17 protein-coding genes and 1 rRNA gene are annotated in these 21048 nt (G+C 41.4%); 12 read left to right on the top strand and 6 right to left on the bottom strand.

Going from position 1 to position 21048, the window contains the following annotated elements; translation table 11 throughout:
- Positions 1 to 219: 219 nt before the first annotated feature.
- From J502_RS09280 to J502_RS09265, 4 genes are all read left to right on the top strand, one after another.
- A complete protein-coding gene (locus tag J502_RS09280) occupies positions 220 to 1497 on the top strand; it encodes an MFS transporter (protein WP_017401120.1) in 1278 nt (425 codons plus the stop codon).
- Positions 1498 to 1643: 146 nt separating this feature from the next.
- Positions 1644 to 3017 (top strand): long-chain fatty acid transporter, encoded by a 1374-nt coding sequence (locus J502_RS09275; RefSeq protein WP_005023858.1) that lies wholly within the window; start codon positions 1644 to 1646, stop codon positions 3015 to 3017.
- Between the two features lie 318 nt (positions 3018 to 3335).
- Positions 3336 to 5138, top strand: a complete 1803-nt coding sequence (locus tag J502_RS09270; RefSeq protein WP_034680111.1) for an acyl-CoA dehydrogenase C-terminal domain-containing protein — start codon at positions 3336 to 3338, stop codon at positions 5136 to 5138.
- 177 nt (positions 5139 to 5315) lie between these two features.
- A complete protein-coding gene (locus tag J502_RS09265) occupies positions 5316 to 6974 on the top strand; it encodes an AMP-binding protein (RefSeq protein ID WP_017401121.1) in 1659 nt (552 codons plus the stop codon).
- A 39-nt stretch (positions 6975 to 7013) separates the two neighbouring features.
- Here the strand turns inward: J502_RS09265 and mpl are convergent, their stop codons facing one another.
- Positions 7014 to 8378: a UDP-N-acetylmuramate:L-alanyl-gamma-D-glutamyl-meso-diaminopimelate ligase gene (gene mpl, locus J502_RS09260; RefSeq protein ID WP_034683899.1), complete on the bottom strand. Its 1365-nt coding sequence runs from the start codon at positions 8376 to 8378 to the stop codon at positions 7014 to 7016.
- Positions 8379 to 8650: 272 nt separating this feature from the next.
- Between mpl and J502_RS09255 the strand changes: the two genes are divergently transcribed.
- The 4 genes from J502_RS09255 to J502_RS09240 all read left to right on the top strand — a co-directional run bounded on the left by J502_RS09255 (position 8651) and on the right by J502_RS09240 (position 12795).
- The gene (locus tag J502_RS09255; RefSeq protein ID WP_005404700.1) at positions 8651 to 9001 is read left to right on the top strand and encodes a DMT family protein; all 351 of its coding nucleotides are present in this window, start codon (positions 8651 to 8653) and stop codon (positions 8999 to 9001) included.
- A 184-nt stretch (positions 9002 to 9185) separates the two neighbouring features.
- Positions 9186 to 9698 carry a 5-(carboxyamino)imidazole ribonucleotide mutase gene (gene purE, locus J502_RS09250; protein WP_005017582.1) on the top strand — a complete coding sequence of 171 codons (513 nt, stop codon included), beginning with the start codon at positions 9186 to 9188 and terminating at the stop codon, positions 9696 to 9698.
- A gap of 15 nt (positions 9699 to 9713) precedes the next feature.
- Positions 9714 to 10835, top strand: coding sequence for a 5-(carboxyamino)imidazole ribonucleotide synthase (locus J502_RS09245; RefSeq protein WP_034683897.1), 1122 nt, complete (start codon positions 9714 to 9716; stop codon positions 10833 to 10835).
- A gap of 676 nt (positions 10836 to 11511) precedes the next feature.
- Positions 11512 to 12795 (top strand): lytic murein transglycosylase, encoded by a 1284-nt coding sequence (locus tag J502_RS09240; protein WP_005023869.1) that lies wholly within the window; start codon positions 11512 to 11514, stop codon positions 12793 to 12795.
- Between the two features lie 64 nt (positions 12796 to 12859).
- Here the strand turns inward: J502_RS09240 and J502_RS09235 are convergent, their stop codons facing one another.
- The 3 genes from J502_RS09235 to grpE form a co-directional block, all read right to left on the bottom strand.
- Complete coding sequence (locus J502_RS09235) at positions 12860 to 13255, bottom strand: hypothetical protein (protein WP_005023870.1); 396 nt, start codon at positions 13253 to 13255, stop codon at positions 12860 to 12862.
- Between the two features lie 166 nt (positions 13256 to 13421).
- Complete coding sequence (gene dnaK, locus J502_RS09230) at positions 13422 to 15368, bottom strand: molecular chaperone DnaK (RefSeq protein WP_005023873.1); 1947 nt, start codon at positions 15366 to 15368, stop codon at positions 13422 to 13424.
- 117 nt (positions 15369 to 15485) lie between these two features.
- Complete coding sequence (gene grpE, locus J502_RS09225) at positions 15486 to 16040, bottom strand: nucleotide exchange factor GrpE (protein ID WP_005023875.1); 555 nt, start codon at positions 16038 to 16040, stop codon at positions 15486 to 15488.
- Positions 16041 to 16652: 612 nt separating this feature from the next.
- Here grpE and J502_RS09220 point away from each other — a divergent pair.
- Positions 16653 to 16937 (top strand): molybdenum ABC transporter substrate-binding protein, encoded by a 285-nt coding sequence (locus J502_RS09220; protein WP_228131041.1) that lies wholly within the window; start codon positions 16653 to 16655, stop codon positions 16935 to 16937.
- Positions 16938 to 17389: 452 nt separating this feature from the next.
- On the opposite strand, the gene J502_RS09215 is transcribed toward J502_RS09220, so the two are convergent.
- Positions 17390 to 17710: a hypothetical protein gene (locus tag J502_RS09215; RefSeq protein WP_005017598.1), complete on the bottom strand. Its 321-nt coding sequence runs from the start codon at positions 17708 to 17710 to the stop codon at positions 17390 to 17392.
- A 205-nt stretch (positions 17711 to 17915) separates the two neighbouring features.
- Here J502_RS09215 and J502_RS09210 point away from each other — a divergent pair, with 205 nt between their 5' ends.
- Positions 17916 to 18986 carry an alpha/beta hydrolase gene (locus J502_RS09210; RefSeq protein ID WP_005017599.1) on the top strand — a complete coding sequence of 357 codons (1071 nt, stop codon included), beginning with the start codon at positions 17916 to 17918 and terminating at the stop codon, positions 18984 to 18986.
- Positions 18987 to 19061: 75 nt separating this feature from the next.
- Here J502_RS09210 and J502_RS09205 read toward each other — a convergent pair whose 3' ends face one another.
- The gene (locus J502_RS09205; protein ID WP_005017601.1) at positions 19062 to 19727 is read right to left on the bottom strand and encodes an acetoacetate decarboxylase family protein; all 666 of its coding nucleotides are present in this window, start codon (positions 19725 to 19727) and stop codon (positions 19062 to 19064) included.
- Positions 19728 to 19850: 123 nt separating this feature from the next.
- Between J502_RS09205 and J502_RS09200 the strand changes: the two genes are divergently transcribed.
- Positions 19851 to 20396 carry a peptidylprolyl isomerase gene (locus tag J502_RS09200; RefSeq protein ID WP_373867500.1) on the top strand — a complete coding sequence of 182 codons (546 nt, stop codon included), beginning with the start codon at positions 19851 to 19853 and terminating at the stop codon, positions 20394 to 20396.
- A 436-nt stretch (positions 20397 to 20832) separates the two neighbouring features.
- A 16S ribosomal RNA gene (locus J502_RS17075) occupies positions 20833 to 21048 on the top strand; the annotation flags it as partial.

Below are 21048 nucleotides of genomic sequence, written 5' to 3'. Positions count from 1 at the left end.
AAACTTAATTCAAGACAAAAGCTGCTGCAGTGACGCAATAGCAGAAACCATAAAGATAAGCCTCTACAGCCCAGGAGGAAAACTAGAAAAAATATTAGGAATTTGATGAGCCTGTTCTATCACCGGTATATCTAACTATATGACATCACTTCTAATCGCTGTTTAATAACCAAAACAATAATTTGCTGTAAGCAATAAAGATAATAAGGAAAATTTAATATGGAAAAGGTTTCACCTTTAATAATAGAAGAGGTTTCAGTACCACCTGCTAAAAAGGTCTGGATGACCGCATTTATATTTTCATTTCTGGTTTTACTGGTCGATGGCGCTGATATTGCATTTTTAGCCTATAGCCTGACCAGTCTTAAAGCCGAATTCGGATTGACCTCGATTCAGGTAGGTGCCTTGGGCAGCTGGTCATTGATTGGCAGTGCAGTAGGTGGCCTGATTGGCGGCTGGGCCTGTGACCGTTTTGGCCGGGTACGTATTATTGTGATTTATCTGGTAATTTCATCTGTTCTATCCTGTGCATTAGGTTTTGCAGACTCCTATTATCAGTTTGTTATTTTAAGAACGCTGGCTGCGGTCGGACTGGGTTCATTATACATTGCCTGTAATACCTTAATGTCAGAATATGTGCCTACCAAATACCGGACTACGGTACTTGCGGCGCTAATGACCGGTTTCACTATGGGATCTCTGGTGGCCACACTGTTAGCCGGCTGGATTATTCCGGCTTATGGCTGGCGAATGCTGTACTGGATTACTATCGTTCCCATCTTTCTCTCGGTTCTGATTCATTTTATGGTACCAGAGCCGGAATCCTGGAAAAAATCCATTGCCTTAAAGCTGAAGAAAGCCGAACAGCTGGCACAAACTATAAAAACCACCAATCCATATAAAGATATATTTAAAGAGAGAAAACACCGCAAGATGTTTTTACTCTGGTCATTAAGCGCGGGTGCATTACAGTTTGGTTATTACGGTATGAGTAACTGGTTACCATCTTATCTTGAGGCCGAAGTCGGCATCAAGTTTAAAGAGATGACCATGTATATGATCGGTACATTCCTGATCATGATCTTTGCCAAGGTTGTAGCAGGGATGGTCGCCGACCGTTGGGGACGCCGTGTAGTTTTTGCTTTTGGAACCATGGGTACGGCGCTGTTTATTCCTGTTCTGGTCTACCTTAATACCCCTGCCAATATTTTATGGCTGATGTTGCTGTTCGGTTTTCTGTACGGTATGCCATTTGCTATTAATGCTACTTACATGACCGAAAGTTTTCCAACATCTATTCGTGGAACAGCGGTTGGCGGTGCATTTAATGTCGGGCGAATTGGAGCAATTTTTGCGCCTGTTACAATTGGTATTTTTGCTCAGAATGGCTCTATTGGAACCGGCCTTCTGGTAATGGGGGCTGCTTATTTTCTATGTGGCCTGATTCCGTTGTTATTTATTAAAGACCGCTTATATGATCCGCAAAAAGCTGATTAAAAAAGAATTCACAAAGCAAAAATCTACTTTTAATTAGATTTTTTATTAAAAATGCAAGACAAATTAACAGATTAAGAAGAATTTTTATAAATAAAAAACCATGATCAATAACCGATCAGATTCCATATAAGAAAAGGATCACAAGAATGAGAAAGACAGTAATCGCTACAGTAATTGGAACATTATTTAGCCCAACACTTCATGCGGCAGCATTTGACCGTACTGGCCAATCAATCTCCAGTTTTTTACAGCCGGGCAATTACTTTGAAGCCACTTTAACGGTCAGTGATACTACACTCAAGGGCCAAGAGGCTGGCACGACAAATACTGACCGTATGATTGATGATATTGCCAATACTGATTATCGACCGGCGGCTGCATTCAAATTGCAGCTTGCACCACAATTTTCATTTGGCCTGATTTATGATCAGCCTTTTGCTTCAGACAGTGAATACTCAGGAAATAACAGTTTCACTGCTACTCCGCAGGATCAGGTGGTACTGCCAGGAATTACAACTGGCAGTCTGGCTGAGGCTACAGATGGTCAGATACCTGAGGGACAAACCCTGTCACAGGTAAATACACAAAATTTGAGCTGGATCATGGGCTATCAGCCCAATAAAAACTGGAATATTTATGCAGGGCCGGTTTATCAGACTTTTAAAAGCGATATTCAACTGCGGGGGGCCACTTACAGCTTATATAACGGTTATAACTTTCAGGCCGAGGAAACAGGAGATTGGGGCTGGCTTGCCGGCTTCGCCTACCAGATTCCTGAAAAGGCTATCAGGACTTCCTTAACTTACCGCTCTGCAATCACCCACAAGATTAATGCCATCGAAGAAGCACCACTGATTGATATGCTGAGTACCCGGTCCGGACGAGATTATGTGGGCAATTATCTGCAACAGCTGGTAGCTCTTGGCCAGATTTCTCCGGAGCAGCAGGCTGCCATTAATAGTATCGTTGCCCGTTTACCTTCTGCAGGGGAGTCTGGAACCACCAAATTTGAATCACCGGCTTCGCTTAATTTTGAGTTCCAGACTGGTTTACGGCCGGGCACTCTTCTGTTTGGTAATGTGCGCTGGGTAAACTGGGATGACTTCGCATTTCAACCTTACCGCTTTGGCGCAATATCTGAAATAGTCGGTGTGCTTTCTACGCCCAGCCGGCCGGAGGGATTTAATCTGGTGCGCTATTTTCATGACCAGTGGTCAGCGAATTTAGGTATTGGACAGCGTTTTAGCTCCAAATGGAATGGTTCTGCTTCTATAGGATGGGATTCCGGTGCTGGAGAATATGTATCTACGGGCGGTCCAATAAAAGGTTATTACAATATTGGACTGGGCTTTCAATATAGCCCTGTCACGTCATATTTTATTTCTGGAGGAATGAAATATACCTGGCTTGGAGACGCCAAGGGGCAAGTCGGTGCACAGGCAGGAAGTCAATACTATGTCAGCGAATTTAAAGATAACCATTCTATCGGCTATGGATTAAAGATTGGTTATCGTTTCTAGTCAGCTAATGGCACAGCCTGTCTCATCCAATAGAACCAATAAGAAGTGCAGCTTATTTAAAGTAAATCCTAAGCCACTTGATTAGTAAAAATAAGATGACTGCTTTTCTGAGTATATTTAAAAATTTTAGCTAAAATTTAATTTCTTGATATGAAATTTTTTGTAATAGCTATTCTTATGCTTCACTGGATTTTCAAGATTTCTTAAATTATGATGGAATAAAACATAACTGAATTTCACAGTGCGAAATATTATTTACAAATAGCTTGAGCCGTACAGATAGAAATTCAGACTACAAACCCGATAAGGATATGGCCGATGCCGAATTATATTGCACCGCTACGCGACATGAAATTTGTTCTCAATGATTTTTTAAACTTTGAACAGAGCTATCAACAATATCCGGCTGCCCAAGATAACTTTAGTGCAGAGATATTAGAGCAGTACTTGGAAGCTGCAGCAGATTTTTGCCAGAACGAACTTTTACCACTTAACGGTATTGGTGACCAGCAGGGCTGCAAGCTGGAAAATGGTGTAGTAACCACGCCAGACGGTTTTAAAGATGCCTATAAAAAATATGTCGAGCTGGGTTTTACTTCACTCACTGGCGATGAGCAGTATGGCGGGCAGGGGTTCCCTACCCTATTCCGTATTGCAATTTCAGAAATCATTACTTCAACCAACTGGGCTTGGGGCATGTACCCTGGACTCTCACATGGAGCCATGCGCACTATTGAACATCATGGTTCCGAACAGCAGAAGCAGCACTACCTTACCCGGCTGATTTCGGGGGAATGGACAGGTACTATGTGCCTGACCGAATCCCATGCGGGTTCTGATCTGGGTCTGATCCGGACCAAAGCAGTGCCCAATGCGGATGGCAGTTATGCTATCAGTGGTGAAAAAATCTTTATTTCTGCTGGGGAACATGACCTGGCTGAAAATATTATTCATATTGTACTGGCACGTTTACCAGATGCTCCTGCGGGTACCAAAGGAATCTCCCTGTTTATCGTACCTAAGTTTAATTTGGATTCGGACGGGAATATTGCCGAACGTAATGGCGTGGTGTGTAGTGCACTTGAACATAAAATGGGTATTCATGGAAATGCGACTTGTGTACTGAATTTTGATCAGGCTAAAGGCTTTCTGATTGGGCCGGAAAACCGGGGCCTAAACTGCATGTTTACCTTTATGAATTCGGCACGGATCGGCACTGCAATTCAGGGACTGGCTGCTTCTGAAGCTTCTTATCAGGGCGCACTGGCATATGCCAGAGAACGCCTGGCAATGCGCTCTCTGGCTGGACCCCAGCACCCAGAACTGCCGGCTGACCCAATAATTGTGCACCCGGCAGTACGCCAAATGCTATTAACTCAAAAAGTCTTTGCAGAAGGCTCGCGTGCCCTTGCCTATTACTTATCTACTTATGTCGATATGGCCGAGTTTTCAAATGATGAAGATGAAAAGAAACAGGCAGAAAACAAACTTGCCCTTTTAACCCCAATCGCCAAAGCATTCATGACCGAAACGGGGGTAGAGTCGGCCAAGCATGGGATGCAGATTTTTGGCGGACATGGTTATATCGCTGAACATGGAATGGAACAAATTGCTCGTGATGCACGGATCGCCTGTCTTTATGAAGGAACAACCGAAATTCAGGCAATTGACCTGCTGGCACGTAAGGTAATTGGTTCTAAAGGTAACTTGCTCAAAGCCCTGACCGATGAAATTCAGGAGTTTACTGCGCAGCATCAGCAGCACGATAAGTTCTCTGCTCAGGTGCAGCAGCTTGAGCAGCTAGTCAAGAAATGGTTAGAACTGACCAGAGACGTGGTGGATAAAATGCAGCAGAGACCAGAAGAAATTGGTGCCGCAGCAGTCGATTATCTTTATTTCTCCGGATACACCGTATTTGCCTATTTGTGGGCAAAAATGGCGATTGTAGCGGAAGATAAAATTGCTCAGGGCGATACAGATCCTTACTATCCGGCCAAGGTAGCTACGGCGCAGTTTTATTATAGCCGCATTCTAAACCGTACCTTAACCCATGCGGCAATGATCCGTTCTGGAATGGATACCCTATTTGAACTTAATCCGGAACAGTTCAAGTTTGATTAATGACTTTGACTCGACAGGTGTGTAATTCACACCTGTTTTTAAAATTCAAATATAAAGATCATTTTGAAGCTGCTCGCAATGAGCAGTAACTAGCTCCATGAGAATAGCCTGATTGAAAAATAATAATTCTGAATAGAAAACTGCTTTGATCTAAAGCGCACAATAAAGGATAGAGCAATGACAGAGAATGTCTGGTCAAATGAATATAAACAATGGAATATTGCCCCAACTATTCAACTGCCTGCACGGCATGTGACTTTACTGGATTTCTGGGAAAATAGTTTTCAAAAATTTAGCTCGCGTACTGCATTTATTTTTAAAGATAAAAAATTCTCTTTCGACGAGATTGAGCAATATAGCCGTAAATTTGCCAGCTTTTTACAACATCTTCAACTACCTCAAGGTAGCCGCATAGCAGTGATGATGCCGAATATCATTCAGTATCCCATTGTATCACTGGCTGTCATCCGGGCCGGTTATATACTGGTCAATGTTAATCCACTTTATACCGCACGTGAACTACACTATCAGCTTAATGACGCAGGTGTCTCTGTACTGGTACTGCTCGACCAGTTTATGCCTGTCTACCAGCAGGTCAAAGATCAGCTTGCTATACAGCATGTGGTGATTACAGCTGCGCCAGATTTGCTGGTTGATCCTGCTGAAAGACCTGAAAGCCAGCAGGAAGCACAAATATTCAGTTTAAAAGATATTCTCTCTGAAACTTTACCGGAGACCTATCTTCGTCCCAAGCTTGATCAAGAGGATACTGTAGTACTGCAATATACAGGTGGAACGACTGGAGTTTCTAAAGGTGCAGAGCTGACACATCGTAATATTATTGCCAATCTACTGCAAAATAATGCAGTGTTTTGCAGTTACTTCGGTGACCGTGATGCCTATGCAGATGAAGTCACGATCTGTGCCCTTCCGCTGTATCATATTTTTGCCTTTACCGTGTGTTTATTGCACAGTACATTAAATAAAGGCTATGCCACAGTGCTGGTAGCCAATCCGCGCGATCTGTCTGATCTGGTGCATTGTTTTAAAACATATCAGCCTGCAGTTTTTCCAGCAGTAAATACCCTGTTCAATGCACTTATTAATCATCAGGAGTTTAAAACACTCGACCATAGCCATCTGCGCATCACCACAGGCGGCGGCATGACTGTACTCAAATCTACTGCCGATGCCTGGCAGAGAATTACCGGCTGCATGATCCGTGAAGGCTATGGTTTGTCTGAAACATCACCAGTGGCTACATTTAACCCTCCGGCATCCACTACATTCAGTGGTTCAATTGGCATTCCACTCCCGGCAACAGAAATCAAAATTCTGGATGATACAGGACAGGAAGTAGTACAAGGCGAAAAAGGCGAGATCGCTATACGGGGACCGCAAGTAATGAAAGGTTACTGGAATCTGCCTGAAGAAACAGCAAAAGTCATGACAGTAGACGGGTTTTTCCGCAGTGGCGATATTGGCGTCATGGATGCAAAAGGCTATGTACGAATTATTGACCGTAAAAAAGATATGATTCTGGTTTCAGGTTTTAATGTCTTTCCCAATGAAATCGAGGCTGTATTATCACAGCATCCCAAAGTGCTGGAAGTTGCAGTGATTGGGGTAGCAGATGAAAAATCTGGGGAAGTACCAAAAGCTTTTATTGTCAAAAAAGAACAGTCTTTAACAGCAGAGGAAATCCAGTCTTATGCCCGAGAAAATTTAACCGGCTACAAACAGCCACGCTATATCGAATTTCTGCATGAACTGCCTAAATCAACGGTGGGCAAAATTCTGCGTAAGGCACTCAGGCAGGATGCATCACTACAGTAGAGAGTCATAAAAAAGCGGGTGTTAACCCGCTCTTTCAGTTTAGCTTTGTAATGCTGCCAACAGTTTCTGATGCAGTCCGCCAAACCCGCCATTCGACATAATCACCACAGCATCACCCTCACCTGCTTCCTGAACTATACGCTGGATAATTTCATCCAGAGAACGGCTCACCTGTGACTTATTTGGAGCAGCCTCGACTACAGGTTGCAGATCCCAGTCCAGGCCTTCTGGCTGATACCAGATTACCTCATCTGCCAGGCGGGCCGAGTGGGCCAGTCCGTCTTTATGGCTACCCATACGCATAGTATTTGAACGCGGTTCAATAACCGCCCAAAGGCGCCGTTCACCCAGACGTTTACGAGCACCATCCAGTGTCGTTTCAATTGCAGTGGGATGATGTGCAAAGTCATCATAAACTTCGATACCCCTGAGCGTACCCAGCAGCTCCATACGGCGTTTGACACCCCCAAAACTGGACAGTGCTTCACACGCCTGAACAATACTGACACCCACATGCTGTGCAGCAGCAATGGTAGCCAAAGCATTGGCAACACTATGCTGGCCTGTCATGGACCATTGAACTTCAGCAATAACCTTACCCTGCTCCAGCACCTTAAAATGGCTGCCATCTGCTTGAATTAGTTCTGCATAGAGTTCGGCTTGGGTATCGGTATCCAAACCGGTACGTATAACAGGTGTCCAGCAGCCCATTTTCAGTACTTCATCAATATGGGTTTCAGTAATAGGCGCAATAATCCGGCCAGTGCTTGGAATGGTGCGCACCAGATGATGAAACTGTTTTTGAATGGCAGCCAGATCATCAAAAATATCGGCATGGTCAAATTCGAGGTTATTCAGGATTGCTGTTTTAGGATGATAATGAACGAACTTGGAGCGTTTATCGAAGAAAGCCGAATCATATTCATCTGCCTCGACTACAAAGTACTTGCCCCCGCCCAGCCGTGCGCTCTGGCTAAATCCAAGGGGCACACCGCCAATTAGAAAACCGGGATTTAAACCGGCCTGATCCAGTACCCAGGCCAGCATGGTGGTGGTGGTGGTTTTACCATGAGTACCCGCGACACCGAGTACATGTTTACCCTGCAATACATGATCAGCCAGAAACTGTGGTCCCGAAATATAAGGCAGACCGGCATCTAGCATATATTCAATGGCATCAATTCCACGCTTCATGGCGTTGCCCACAATGACCAGATCAGGATGTGGCTGTAAATGGCTGCGATCATAGCCCTGCATTAAGGTAATGCCCGCATTCTCAAGCTGGGTAGACATTGGCGGGTAGACACTCTGGGCTGAACCGGTCACAGTATGCCCAAGATCACGTGCCAGAAGTGCCAGTGATCCCATAAATGTGCCGCAAATACCTAAAATATGCAGATGCATAACTCACCCTCTCTACTACTTTTGACACATCACTTGATCTTATCGTGTTGTTGTCGTGATCGATTAAAATTGTCAGCAACGATAGCAAGGCTATTCATGAAAAGATAGTTGTTCTTGTAGTCGTTATAAGGCTTTCAGAGATTTTTTATCAGATCTGATTACTGTTGCCCCGCTATTAAATTATTACGATAAAAAATCTGGTTAAAATATTTGTCGAATTTTTCAAATAGATTAAAGTCTTTACTCTCCTGTACCGTCTTGTATAAATACCCATGAATCCAAACCTGTACCTGCCCCTGCTGTTATTGATTATTTCGAACTGCTTTATGACTCTGGCCTGGTATGGGCATTTAAAATTTTTACATGGTGTACCGTTATGGCAGGCTATTTTATTTGGCTGGCTGATTGCACTGCTTGAATACAGTTTTATGATTCCGGCAACCCGTCTTTTATCCCAGTATGGATGGAGCCTGGGCCAAATGAAGATTACCCAAGAAGTGGTCACCTTACTGGTATTTGTTCCTTTCATGATTTTTCTGTTTAAGCAGCCGTTTAAGCTGGACTATTTATGGGCAGGTTTATGTCTGTTAGGCTGTGTTTATTTTGTCTTTCGCAGCCAGTAAGAATTTTTTAACTATTTTAATAAAGTTTCTCGGCTGCTTCCTGAAAAATCATAAAAAACAGCCAGCAGCTATAAGGTTAAATGGTCGTGAGCGCAAAAATCAGTCTATAATAGAGGGCTACTTATTCATTTAAAGCTTGGCTCTGGTCGAGATCTCTTTTTACCTAGTCTCTGGAACATTAGCAATGAATGCGGTCGCAACTGACGCTCAACCCCTAGTCGGAATTATCATGGGCTCCCAATCGGATTGGGCTACCCTCGAACATACTGCCAATATGCTCAAGCAGCTTGGTGTCCCTTTTGAAGCTGAAGTCGTCTCTGCACACCGTACTCCAGACCGTCTGTTTGAATACGCTGAAACAGCTCGCGATCGTGGGATTCAGGTCATTATTGCAGGAGCTGGTGGAGCTGCACATTTACCTGGAATGTGTGCAGCCAAAACCGATCTACCTGTACTGGGTGTTCCGGTTAAGTCCTCAATTCTAAATGGTGTAGATTCCCTGTTGTCTATTGTACAAATGCCGGCAGGTATTGCAGTCGGTACCTTGGCCATTGGCCCTGCAGGTGCTGCCAATGCCGCTATTATGGCCGCCCAGATTCTGGGTTTGACCCGTCCCGAAATTGCAAAAAATGTAGCAGGCTTCCGTGAAGCGCAAACTGCAAAAGTTGCGGGTAATAATATTCCAGGTCAGGGTTAAGACAGGATCGATATCATGAATAAGACTATCGGTATTTTTGGTGGCGGCCAGCTCGGCCGCATGATGGCCCAAGCTGCCTTACCACTCAATATTCAATGTACATTTTTTGAAGCCAACCATAACTGCCCTTCAGCAATATTGGGTCAGGTCTTTTCTGAGCATGACGCGCAGGGTCTGGAAAAATTTATTGAAAGTGCAGATGTATTTTCCCTCGAATTTGAAAATACACCTCTCGCGGATGTTGATACTCTCTTGCAGAGCAAACAGCTTTATCCACCACGTCAAGCATTGGCTACTGCTCAGAACCGTCTGCTGGAGAAGGCACTGTTTGACCAGCTGGATATACCAGTAGCGCCGTATCGTGCAGTAGATTCTTTGTCGAGCCTACAGCAGGCTGTAACCGAGTTGGGTCTACCGATTGTACTGAAAACGGCAACTGGAGGTTATGATGGCAAAGGGCAATTTGTACTGCGCGAGCAAGAGCAGATTGAACAGGCTTGGGCTGAACTGGGTCCGGCCAAATCTTTAATTGCAGAAAGCTTTGTAAAATTTTCCCGTGAAGTTTCAATTATTGCGGTACGTGGACAGAATAGTGAAGTTAAGAGCTGGCCATTAGCTGAAAATCATCATCATCATGGTATTTTGTCACATTCGATTGTACCTGCACCGAATAGTGAACAACTACAGCCGGTTGCTCAGGATTATATTACCCGGCTGCTGAATCATCTGAACTATGTAGGTGTGCTGACACTTGAGTTATTTGTGACAGAAGCCGGTCTGTATGCCAATGAAATGGCGCCACGGGTACATAACTCGGGGCACTGGTCAATTGAAGGTGCAGTCTGTTCACAGTTTGAAAACCATATACGTGCTGTTGCAGGTCTACCGCTCGGTTCTACAGAAGTGCTTCGCCCTACAGTGATGATCAATATTATTGGGCGATATCCTGATGCCGCACAGATACTGGCTTTAAATGGTGTGCATCTGCATATGTATAACAAGGAAGAACGGCCGGGGCGTAAACTCGGTCATATTACCTTAATGCCGGTTAATCATGCAGAGCTGACAGAGCTATGCCGTCAGCTGGCGAAAATATTGCCAGAGCCATTAGCCTTGACTCAAGATATGAACATTTAAACCTTAAACTGTTGCTAAAAAAAGCGGTCATTTTAGTGACCGCTTTTTTTATAGCAGTCATTACGGCATGATTGCGCCTCTTTTTTATTAGCTATGAATATCTTTAATTTTTTAAGTTTTATTTAATATCTGAATCGCGTCAGATTCTTCAATAGTTACTGAATTTATCAACTCAATATTCAACTGAAAAAAGTAGCTTCACATATAGAGTTTATGAAATTGGGAAATAATATTTAAATTTAGATTTATGAATTCATTTTATTGAATTTAAATTTTCTATTTTAAGTTTGAATTCAAAGTTTCATGCCGGTTGGCTTGTGGACAAACTTTAAATTTAAAATTAGAAAATAAATTTTGAATTTAAAACTAAAAAAATAAATTCAAAATTCATCTTGTTGAGCGTAACCATTCTTTAGCCAGTGCATTCGTATTGATAATTATCTATAAATTTAAAAGAGATTATTTGAATTCAAATTAATTTAAGATGGATTTTTAATTTGAATTTAAAACTATCTTTATAAATTTAAATGCTGAAGGGTTGTGGATAAAATTTTTAAATTTAAAATGAATTTAAAACAGGAAATTTTGACTTTAAATTTACGTTTCAAAACTTCCATTTTGACTTCAGAATGCTATGGTAAAAACAATAATTTAAATTCAAAGTGATAAGGATCTTATGCGCCACTTTGCTCTAATTTTTTCTACCGCTTTTTTGAGCGTGTCTCAGGTTAATGCTGAATTAATTATTAATGGTCAATCGAGTTCTACTTCGGTAACAGCAACATCTGCTATTTCAAATGCCTATAGTCCACAAAATAATTTTCAGGCATGTCTGGGCAACTTGCGTTCACAGGCTATATCTGCTGGAGTAAACGGAAGTACTTATGACCGTTATACCCAATCTTTAACACCTGATTATTCAGTAATCGACAAGCTAAATTATCAGCCAGAGTTTTCTACACCAATCTGGGATTATCTGTCGGGTCTGGTGGATGAAGAGCGAGTACAGGCAGGCCGAACAAAACTGGCACAGCATGCAGAGGTACTCAAGCGTGTTGAGGCAGCTTATGGTGTACCAGCCGAAACAGTAGTGGCAGTATGGGGGGTAGAGAGCAACTTCGGTGATATTTCAGGAAGTTATCCCTTGTTACAAGCGCTTGGAACATTAAGCTGTGAAGGCCGGCGCCAAAGTTATTTTCGTGGCGAGTTTTTTGCAGCCATGCGAATTTTACAACGTGGAGATTTACGTGAAGAGCAATTAAAAGGTTCATGGGCAGGCGCTTTTGGCCATACCCAATTTATGCCTTCGACCTATGAGGAACTGGCGGTCGATTTCGATGGAGATGGCCGGCGTGATTTAGTCTCAAGTACTATAGATGCCTTGGCTTCTACAGCAAACTTTCTAAAAAAACGCGGCTGGCAAACCGGTATGCCTTGGGGATTTGAAGTCAAACTTCCTTCAGGTTTTTCTGCACAGGGAGAAGGGCGGCGTAATAAAAAAGCTTTAAACAGCTGGGTAAATCGCGGATTAACTCGTACTGATGGTACTGCACTGGTTCAGGGAAACCTTTCAGGTTCTACACCAGCAGGTTTGATGATGCCGGCAGGTGAAAATGGACCGGCTTTTCTAGTATTTAAAAATTTTGATGCAATTTATAGTTATAACGCGGCAGAAAGTTATGGGTTGGCGATTGCCCATTTGTCTGACCGTTTACAAGGACAGGGACCTTTTTTGACGGCTTGGCCAACCGATGATGCCGGAACATCACGTGCGGAGCGGCGTGAAATTCAACAGTTTTTATTAAGAAAGGGTTATGACATCGGGGCAGTAGATGGACTGATCGGTGATAAAACCCGGCAGGCCATTCGTCAGGAACAGCAACGTTTAGGATTAAATCCAACCGGACGGGCGGGGCAGCAAATTCTGCGTGCTCTGCGTGCTGAATATATTATGCAGTAAAATCTAAAATTAAAGCAGCGAAATATTTCGCTGCTTTTCATGAATATAAAAGTCGGAAAATAATTTAAATTATTTCATCATCTTCGTCTGGTGTAATCATCGCCTCTAGCAAGTCCATAATAACGGCGGTAACATCTTGGCAAACTTCATGGTCATTTAAAATTTCAGATGCAGTGATGGTAATTTCAGTATCACTTGGCAAAAGTTTTTGTTCTTCTTCAATGAGCTGTTCAATAGGTAACAAGGTCTGCTTGATAGAGAAATGTAAAATATCATTAAATTCAATATTTTCATCTTCAAGTTCAATCGCACAATCATTTAAGTAGGGGAGCAGTACTGAATAAAGATAGGGCTTTAAGTCTGTAATATTAAATAACTCAATATCACGCGATTGCTCAATAGTGCTGATATGATCATTTGCTTCAATCAGAATATGATAGTAACTCACCTGAATATCCATCTTTGTTCCCCTCTAGCTGTCTTAACCATATCATGAAAATGATCTGTAACTAGACAGGGTAATATCCATACATAATATTGCAAGGCTTTTTACCGGAAAACCCTAAAACTATAAACAAGAAAAAACCGCGCCTGAGCGCGGTTTTTTTGAAAGTTAAAGTGAAAAATTATTTTTTATCATCTTTAACTTCAGTAAATTCAGCATCAACGACACCGTCATCAGCTTTTTGTTGCTGACCAGCATCACCACCCTGGAAAGCATTCGGATCAAAGCCTTGCGCACCACCCTGAGCACCTTGAGCGGCTTCATAAGCACGCTGGGTGATTGGCATAATGATGTTTTGTAATGCTTCAGTTTTTGCCTTAATAGCGTCAACATCATTTTCTTTAGTTGCAGCTTCAAGTTCAGAAACTGCTGTTTCAACGGCAGTTTTCTCATCAGCAGTTACTTGCTCGCCCAGATCTTTTACTGCTTTTTGTGCAGAAGAGATCAGTGCATCCGCTTCATTACGTGCTTTCGCCAGTTCTTCAAACTTGCGATCTTCTTCCGCATTCGCTTCCGCATCTTTAATCATTGCTTCAATTTCAGCATCAGACAAACCTGAGTTTGCTTTAATCTGGATCGATTGCTCTTTACCAGTACTCTTGTCTTTTGCAGAAACTTTCAGGATACCGTCAGCGTTAATGTCAAATGACACTTCAATTTGCGGTACGCCACGTGGAGCAGGTGGGATATCGCCTAACTGGAAGTTACCCAACAATTTATTTTGTTGAGCCATTTTTCGTTCACCTTGGTAAACCGAAATATCTACTGCAGGCTGGTTATCTGCCGCTGTAGAGAACACTTGTGATTTCTTCGCAGGAATCGTCGTGTTTTTCTCGATAATTGGAGTCAACACGCCGCCCATAGTTTCAATACCCAGTGTTAACGGGGTTACATCTAACAATAGTACGTCGTTCTTGTCACCAGACAATACAGCACCTTGAATCGCAGCACCAATTGCAACTGCTTCATCCGGGTTTACGTCTTTACGTGGCTCTTTACCAAAGAATTCTTGTACTTTTTGTTGTACAAGCGGCATACGAGATTGACCACCAACCAAAATGACGTCAGAGATGTCAGAAGTTGAAAGCCCAGCATCTTTAAGCGCAATACGGCAAGGCTCAATGGTACGCGCCACTAAATCAGCAACCAAACCTTCAAGTTTCGCACGTGTTACATTGATCACTAAGTGTTTAGGACCAGTTGCATCAGCGGTGATATATGGAAGATTGATTTCAGTTGCATTTGATGAAGAAAGCTCGATTTTTGCTTTTTCAGCAGCTTCTTTCAAACGTTGTAACGCAAGTGGATCATTTTTCAAGTTCACACTTTGTTCTTTCTTGAATTCTTCAACCAGAAATTCAATTAACGCGTTATCAAAGTCTTCACCACCAAGGAAAGTATCACCATTGGTTGATAACACTTCGATTTGCTGGTCGCCATCAAGGTCTGCGATTTCAATGATTGATACGTCAAAAGTACCACCACCTAAGTCATAAACTGCAACTTTACGGTCGCCTTCTTTTTTATCCATACCGAACGCAAGTGCAGCAGCAGTAGGTTCGTTAATGATACGTTTAACGTCTAGACCAGCGATTTTACCCGCATCTTTAGTTGCCTGACGCTGTGCATCGTTAAAATAAGCAGGCACAGTAATAACCGCTTCAGTTACGGTTTCACCTAAATAGTCTTCTGCAGTTTTCTTCATCTTTTTCAAGATTTCAGCAGAGATCTGTTGAGGTGCCAATTTTTTATCGTTAACTTCAACCCAAGCATCACCATTGTCTGCTTTGATGATTTTATAAGGTACAAGACCGATGTCTTTCTGTACCGCTTGATCTTCATAACGACGACCGATCAAACGCTTGATTGCGAATAATGTATTTTTCGGGTTGGTTACTGCTTGGCGTTTCGCGCTTTGACCAACCAGAATTTCGCCATCTTTATAGGCAATAATGGATGGGGTAGTGCGTGCGCCTTCCGCATTTTCGATTACTTTAACTTTATCGCCTTCAAGTACAGCAACACATGAGTTGGTTGTACCCAAGTCAATACCAATAATTTTAGCCATCTGACATATTCCTCAGTAATTTTTACAATCTTATGTTTGTTATCCGATATGAGAGTCTTTCAAAAATTTTCAAGTAAATTAGCTAAAAATTTTTAAAAACTCCCGCATTTAGAAGGCTTATTGCCCTACCATGACCATTGCAGGCCGTAACAGACGACCGGATAGGGTATAGCCTTTTTGCAAAACTGTACCTATTTCACCAGACTTGGCATTTGGATCAATACCCACCGCCTGATGCAGATCGGCATTAAAACCATTTGCCGTGTCTACAACTACCACGCCCGCTTTTTCAAGCGTAGTCAGTAACCCTTTTAATGTGAGTTCTACACCTTCCGATAAAGGAGTTTGTTCTTCACCAGTGGCTTGCAGCGCACGTTCAAGGTTATCTACTGTCTCAAGCAGGTTTTTCGCAAATTTCTCTAGAGCAAATTTTTTCGCAGTCTCAGCTTCACGCTCAAGACGCTCTTTTACTTTTTCACTCTCATAAATCGCATTCGCCGTACGAGCTTTTTCAAGTTTCAGGCTTTCTTCAAGCTTGATAATTTGTGCTTTTAAATCTTCAGCATCTGTTTCTAAATGCCCTGAACCGCTTTCAGCCTGAGTCTGTTGGTCATGTGCTTCTAATTGCTCTTCTTGAGGGTTTTGAGCCTGCTCATTTTGCTCATTCGCCATTGCTGATCTCCGTTTAAATGGGTTTTTAAACATGTACAGTCCTTATTTGGCCTCAGTACTAACTGCGTTACTTCTGAACTGCCATGATTGCTCATTCATTAATACTGTTGAAGTCGGGGCTAGATGAAAAAAATCAAGCAGAAACCCATATAAATATAAGGTTTTTTATTTCTTCTATATATAAAAGGTCATTTTTCTAAAAATTATCAGAAAATAAAATCGCTAAACCCCCTATAACAGGACGCTATAGAGGTATTTTTTCTTAAAATGGGTATAATTTTTAAATCATCTTCTTAAATTACAATGTAAAGCTTTTATAACGGTGTATAAGAGTTGTATAGCTGAATTATTATTAAAAATGAAAATTCCATCCTTTATGTAAATTAAAATCTTTATAAACTGAATAATTTAAATAATTCTCATTTGCTAATCCTAAAGATGTGCTTATTCATTTTACTCTGTAACAGTTTAATAAAAGATTTCAGAAGCTGTACCTGTCTTATTCAAAACACCAACCAATTGTATGCAGGACAATGAAAAGCTTTTGTTCATTATGATTTTCGCAAAGCAGTGTCTAGGCTTTGTGTATTTGATGTTTTTTTAAGGAAGGAAATGATGAAAAAATTAGGTTTAATTTCACTGGTGCTGGCAGGTGTTTCTTTTGCAGCTGTAGGCTGTGCGACCAATGATGGTATGACTCATCCTGAAACTGCACAAAGCCAGTCTGCTGTACAGTCTGAGACTGACACTTCATTAGTAAGTGCTCAAGCGTCTACAGATATTAGCGCACAAGGTGAAGTTGCGGCTCAAGCTGATCCTGCAGCTCAACAAATCGAAGCAGCACAGGCAGCTCCTGCTGAGCAGCCAGCAGCTATGACTGAAGCTACAGCACAGTAAGAACTAATCCTCCAGGAAAGGATACAATGAAGAGAAGCCATCTCTTGATTGTTTAATTGTTGAGGAAACAATTGGAAATAGATAATAGACCTGAGATCTGTTATCTATTTTTGTCTAAACAGTCGTTATTAATAAAAATATAAAAACTCAATAAGAAAGATGAACTGTTGATTTAGAATTATAGATAAGAAAGTAATCCAGGTGTTTAGCTTAATATTTTAAGTTAACCATAGAGATATTGTTGTTAAGCTGACGGCTGACTTGTTTGGTAGAAATATCTGGCATGATATAAATAGAAAAGACAGTTAAAGTTTTAGTCTGCTCTATAATTTTGAGTTTATTTTAAAGAATAACTGCTATGTCAAACTATGCATAGGTTATAGCTAGAGTAAAAGATAAAAGAAAGCCCGGTTAAAACCAGGCTTAGTCTAGAGGGGGTAAGAAAAAGAGATTTAGTCTCTATCCCATTTCCGATATTCACGCTCGCGTTCACGCTGACGCTTTTCCCATTCCTTGTGATCTTTCTTCCATTCTTTACTATTTTCTCTACGCTGTTCATACAGCTTTTTACGCTGCTCCATACGCTTACGTTCCCATTCACGCTGATCATAACGCTGCTGGTCATAGCGTTGATCTCGGTCATACCGATGATCACGATCATAACGCCGGTCCTGATCATAACGGCCATCATATTGATAGTCATCCGGATAAACCGCACAACCACTTGCTAATACTGCTGTTGCAAGCGAAAGTCCTAATAATTTATTTAACATGCTGCTGTTCCTTTCTACTCTTGCCGTCCAGTGGCAAAAAACATCCTGAAAACCATTGCTTAATGTCAATGACAGTTTATAGAAATAAGAATAGCGTATTCAGCTTGTTGGATTTGTATACACACTAGTTGTTTTATATACCAGTATAGTCAAATGACAGTTAATCATGTAGAAAGTATGAAGAAATAAATAAGGAGAAAATGGCATGGCAGTTTCTAACTTGGCAATACAACAATTATTAAAAAAAACTCAAGGTCCCGCAGCACGTGCACTCGATAAATTGCCTGATCTTGCCAAAGAATCAATTGCCAAGGCATTGGGCTATAGCTATATCTATCCGCAGCTCGACCCTCTGGTCAAATGTTTAATGGCCATACAGCATAAGCAGGGTAAGTTTGGTTTAATTACAGATCAGCCCTTAAAAGATCGAGAAGGCTTTGAAAAACAGATTGCAGAGCTAACCGCAAAGAAAACTCCTATCAAACATGTAGAGGACATCCGGCTACCTTTACAAAGTGGCACGATTACAGCCCGGCATTATCATCCTGATCCACAGAAAAAATTACCTTTAATCATGTTTTATCATGGAGGAGGGTTTGTGATTGGTAGCTTGAATACACATGATGAAGTTTGTCGTCTGATTGCCAAATATGCCAATACTCAGGTGATCAGTATAGATTATCCACTTGCACCTGAGGTTGGTCCAAAACAGATAATTCAGTGCTGTGAGGATGCGCTCGCATGGGCCTATCAGAACCGTAAGCAGCTTAAGATTTATAAAAACCGTATTGCAGTCGCAGGGGACAGTGCCGGTGCCAATATCAGTGCAGTAGTTGCACAGCGTACAGTGAATAAGGCTTATAAACCTTCTGCGCAGTTATTAATTTACCCGGTAGTAGACTTCAAGAGCCGTCACCCTTCTTTTTATAACTATAATGAAGGATTAGTACTGACCAAAGATGACGTGGACCGCGTTACAGAGTTTTATGCTATTCGTCATCATATCGAATTGGATGACCCGATGATTTCGCCTACTTATGGTGAGTTAAAACATCTGCCGCCAACTTTTATTTTAACTGCCGGGCATGATGTTCTACACGATGAAGGAAAGATTTATAGCCATAAGCTGCGTCAGCAGGGCGTAAAGGTCCGCTATCAGGAATTTGAAGACCAGGCTCATGGTTTTGTTAATCTGACTTTGGTATCTGGAAAAGCCAAAAAATATACAATTCAAATTGCCAAGGATTTCCGTAAATTCTGGAATAAAGCAGCATAACTGCTATCAAGGTTTCTTATATTTCTAAAGCTCATTTAGATGAAGTATTTTAGGTTCCACGTGAAACAAAAAATATCAAGTGATCTGAGCTTTAGGAAATATTAAGTCAAACGCAGGTACGTATAGACCTTTTAGAAAAATTGCCTGGGAAAAGTCCGGAAACAGGCAGCCAGTATTTTTCCAGTGTGCCTGATATATTACATTTAAGGAACCTTTAAATTCAGGACGGAAACGGTAATGCCGTTGTCCATCAAACTGATCAATCTGCATCAACTGTTTAGGTAGATATTTAGAGTTGACTGGTACACTTTTAAAGTAAGGTGAAAAACCAATATGCAGAGACATTTCATGTTCAGAAGATGCAATATGGCAAAAGAGTTGATTCTGCTGTCGTCGCCATTCAAAACGTGCCAGTTCTTTAGGAATGCCCCATAACTTACGGCCGTGTATTACAGACTCTGTAGTTGAGACATAAATTTTTGGAATAGTAGAAAGTATACGTTGTGTCATTAAAGGATGATCAAGAATCAATAATTCATCATAAGGTTGTATAGGAGTATCCTGATAGCGTACCAATATGACTTGGACGAAGCGCCCTGTAGAAGAGTAGGACAAACCAAAATGGCGAAATTTTTTCAGAAACTGCGGAGTAAGCCAGTAATTTAAAATAAAGCCTTCTCCTTGCAAGTTCCAAGGCGGTAACTGTAAGTTATGCGGATCAGTATGATTTATTCTTGTCATAACACATACTCAAAATAATTACTTTTCTGCTGATTAATAAATTATGAAAGCTTAATATAGCTAAATCTAAAAGCTCTAGAAAATAGTGTGGGTAAATAAATGTTAAAACAGATAATCGTGGGTATGAGCGCAGGTTTTTTGAGTATCTCGGTATGGGCTGCCAACAGTGCCATGCAAATAAAAACATCTTTGGGTAATATCGAAATAGAATTATTTAACGATAAAGCGCCTGTGTCAGTTAAAAATTTTGAAAGCTATGTAAAGAGTAATTTCTACAATGGTACCATTTTCCATCGGGTCATTCCTGGCTTCATGATTCAGGGTGGAGGGTTTGATGCACATATGAAACAGAAACCTACAAACGCGCCTATACGTAATGAAGCAGGTAATGGTTTAAAAAATACCCGGGGTACTTTAGCAATGGCACGTACCAATGATCCAAACTCGGCTACCAGTCAATTTTTTATAAATATTGCTAATAATGAGTTTTTAAATAGAAATATAATGAATGACGGATACGCAGTATTTGGCCGGGTTACTCAAGGAATGGAAATAGTCGATAAAATCGCTGCTGTACCGACAGGTAACAATGGCCCATACCAAAATGTTCCAGTTCAACCAGTTAAAATTTTAGAGATAAAAACAAAAGTAAACAAAACTGATAAATAAATACTTACTTAAGTGGAAATATTTAACTTATATTTCTATTTTAAAATTAATAAGTTATAGGGTAGTTATACCAATAAAAAGTTAAATAAAATGTATATTTTTAGAACACTTGTAAAAACAGCAGCTTAAAAGTGCTTGCCATAGCTCATTTTTGCCCTATAATGAGCTCATCCCGACGCGATTAAGACAAAGATCTTCACTAAAGGGTGAAGGTAGTGGTTCTTATTTGCGTTAATTCTGTCTCTGACGAAGAGCAGAAAGATCATTAAGAGAGTATGAAGAACAACTTGTGTGGATTTTTACTGGTTGATCGATCGAAATAATTTTCATTGATTGAATGGTAGAAATTTCTCGAAGTTTATTTGAGTAAATTTTTAGTCAGAAGATTAATGAGCCAGAATTGGTACCTTGTCTATAAATAAGGTACAAATGATTTTAACTGAAGAGTTTGATCATGGCTCAGATTGAACGCTGGCGGCAGGCTTAACACATGCAAGTCGAGCGGATGAAGGTAGCTTGCTACTGGATTCAGCGGCGGACGGGTGAGTAATGCTTAGGAATCTGCCTATTAGTGGGGGACAACGTTCCGAAAGGAGCGCTAATACCGCATACGTCCTACGGGAGAAAGCAGGGGACCTTTGGGCCTTGCGCA

Origin of the sequence: Acinetobacter sp. 1294596, from assembly GCF_000582925.1 — a bacterium.
Taxonomy (GTDB): Bacteria; Pseudomonadota; Gammaproteobacteria; order Pseudomonadales; family Moraxellaceae; genus Acinetobacter; species Acinetobacter radioresistens.
The sequence above is the reverse complement of the archived record's forward strand: the minus strand, read 5'-3'. Positions and strand labels throughout refer to the sequence as shown.

Coding starts and splice junctions, on each gene's coding strand:
- J502_RS09280 (WP_017401120.1), top strand. CDS start 220: ATGGAAAAGGTTTCACCTTTAATAATAGAAGAGGTTTCAGTACCACCT.
- J502_RS09205 (WP_005017601.1), bottom strand. CDS start 19,727: ATGACAAGAATAAATCATACTGATCCGCATAACTTACAGTTACCGCCT.
- J502_RS09215 (WP_005017598.1), bottom strand. CDS start 17,710: ATGTTAAATAAATTATTAGGACTTTCGCTTGCAACAGCAGTATTAGCA.
- J502_RS09235 (WP_005023870.1), bottom strand. CDS start 13,255: ATGGATATTCAGGTGAGTTACTATCATATTCTGATTGAAGCAAATGAT.
- J502_RS09240 (WP_005023869.1), top strand. CDS start 11,512: ATGCGCCACTTTGCTCTAATTTTTTCTACCGCTTTTTTGAGCGTGTCT.
- J502_RS09275 (WP_005023858.1), top strand. CDS start 1,644: ATGAGAAAGACAGTAATCGCTACAGTAATTGGAACATTATTTAGCCCA.
- J502_RS09255 (WP_005404700.1), top strand. CDS start 8,651: ATGAATCCAAACCTGTACCTGCCCCTGCTGTTATTGATTATTTCGAAC.
- grpE (WP_005023875.1), bottom strand. CDS start 16,040: ATGGCGAATGAGCAAAATGAGCAGGCTCAAAACCCTCAAGAAGAGCAA.
- J502_RS09210 (WP_005017599.1), top strand. CDS start 17,916: ATGGCAGTTTCTAACTTGGCAATACAACAATTATTAAAAAAAACTCAA.
- purE (WP_005017582.1), top strand. CDS start 9,186: ATGAATGCGGTCGCAACTGACGCTCAACCCCTAGTCGGAATTATCATG.
- J502_RS09220 (WP_228131041.1), top strand. CDS start 16,653: ATGATGAAAAAATTAGGTTTAATTTCACTGGTGCTGGCAGGTGTTTCT.
- J502_RS09200 (WP_373867500.1), top strand. CDS start 19,851: ATGAGCGCAGGTTTTTTGAGTATCTCGGTATGGGCTGCCAACAGTGCC.
- J502_RS09265 (WP_017401121.1), top strand. CDS start 5,316: ATGACAGAGAATGTCTGGTCAAATGAATATAAACAATGGAATATTGCC.
- dnaK (WP_005023873.1), bottom strand. CDS start 15,368: ATGGCTAAAATTATTGGTATTGACTTGGGTACAACCAACTCATGTGTT.
- J502_RS09245 (WP_034683897.1), top strand. CDS start 9,714: ATGAATAAGACTATCGGTATTTTTGGTGGCGGCCAGCTCGGCCGCATG.
- J502_RS09270 (WP_034680111.1), top strand. CDS start 3,336: ATGCCGAATTATATTGCACCGCTACGCGACATGAAATTTGTTCTCAAT.
- mpl (WP_034683899.1), bottom strand. CDS start 8,378: ATGCATCTGCATATTTTAGGTATTTGCGGCACATTTATGGGATCACTG.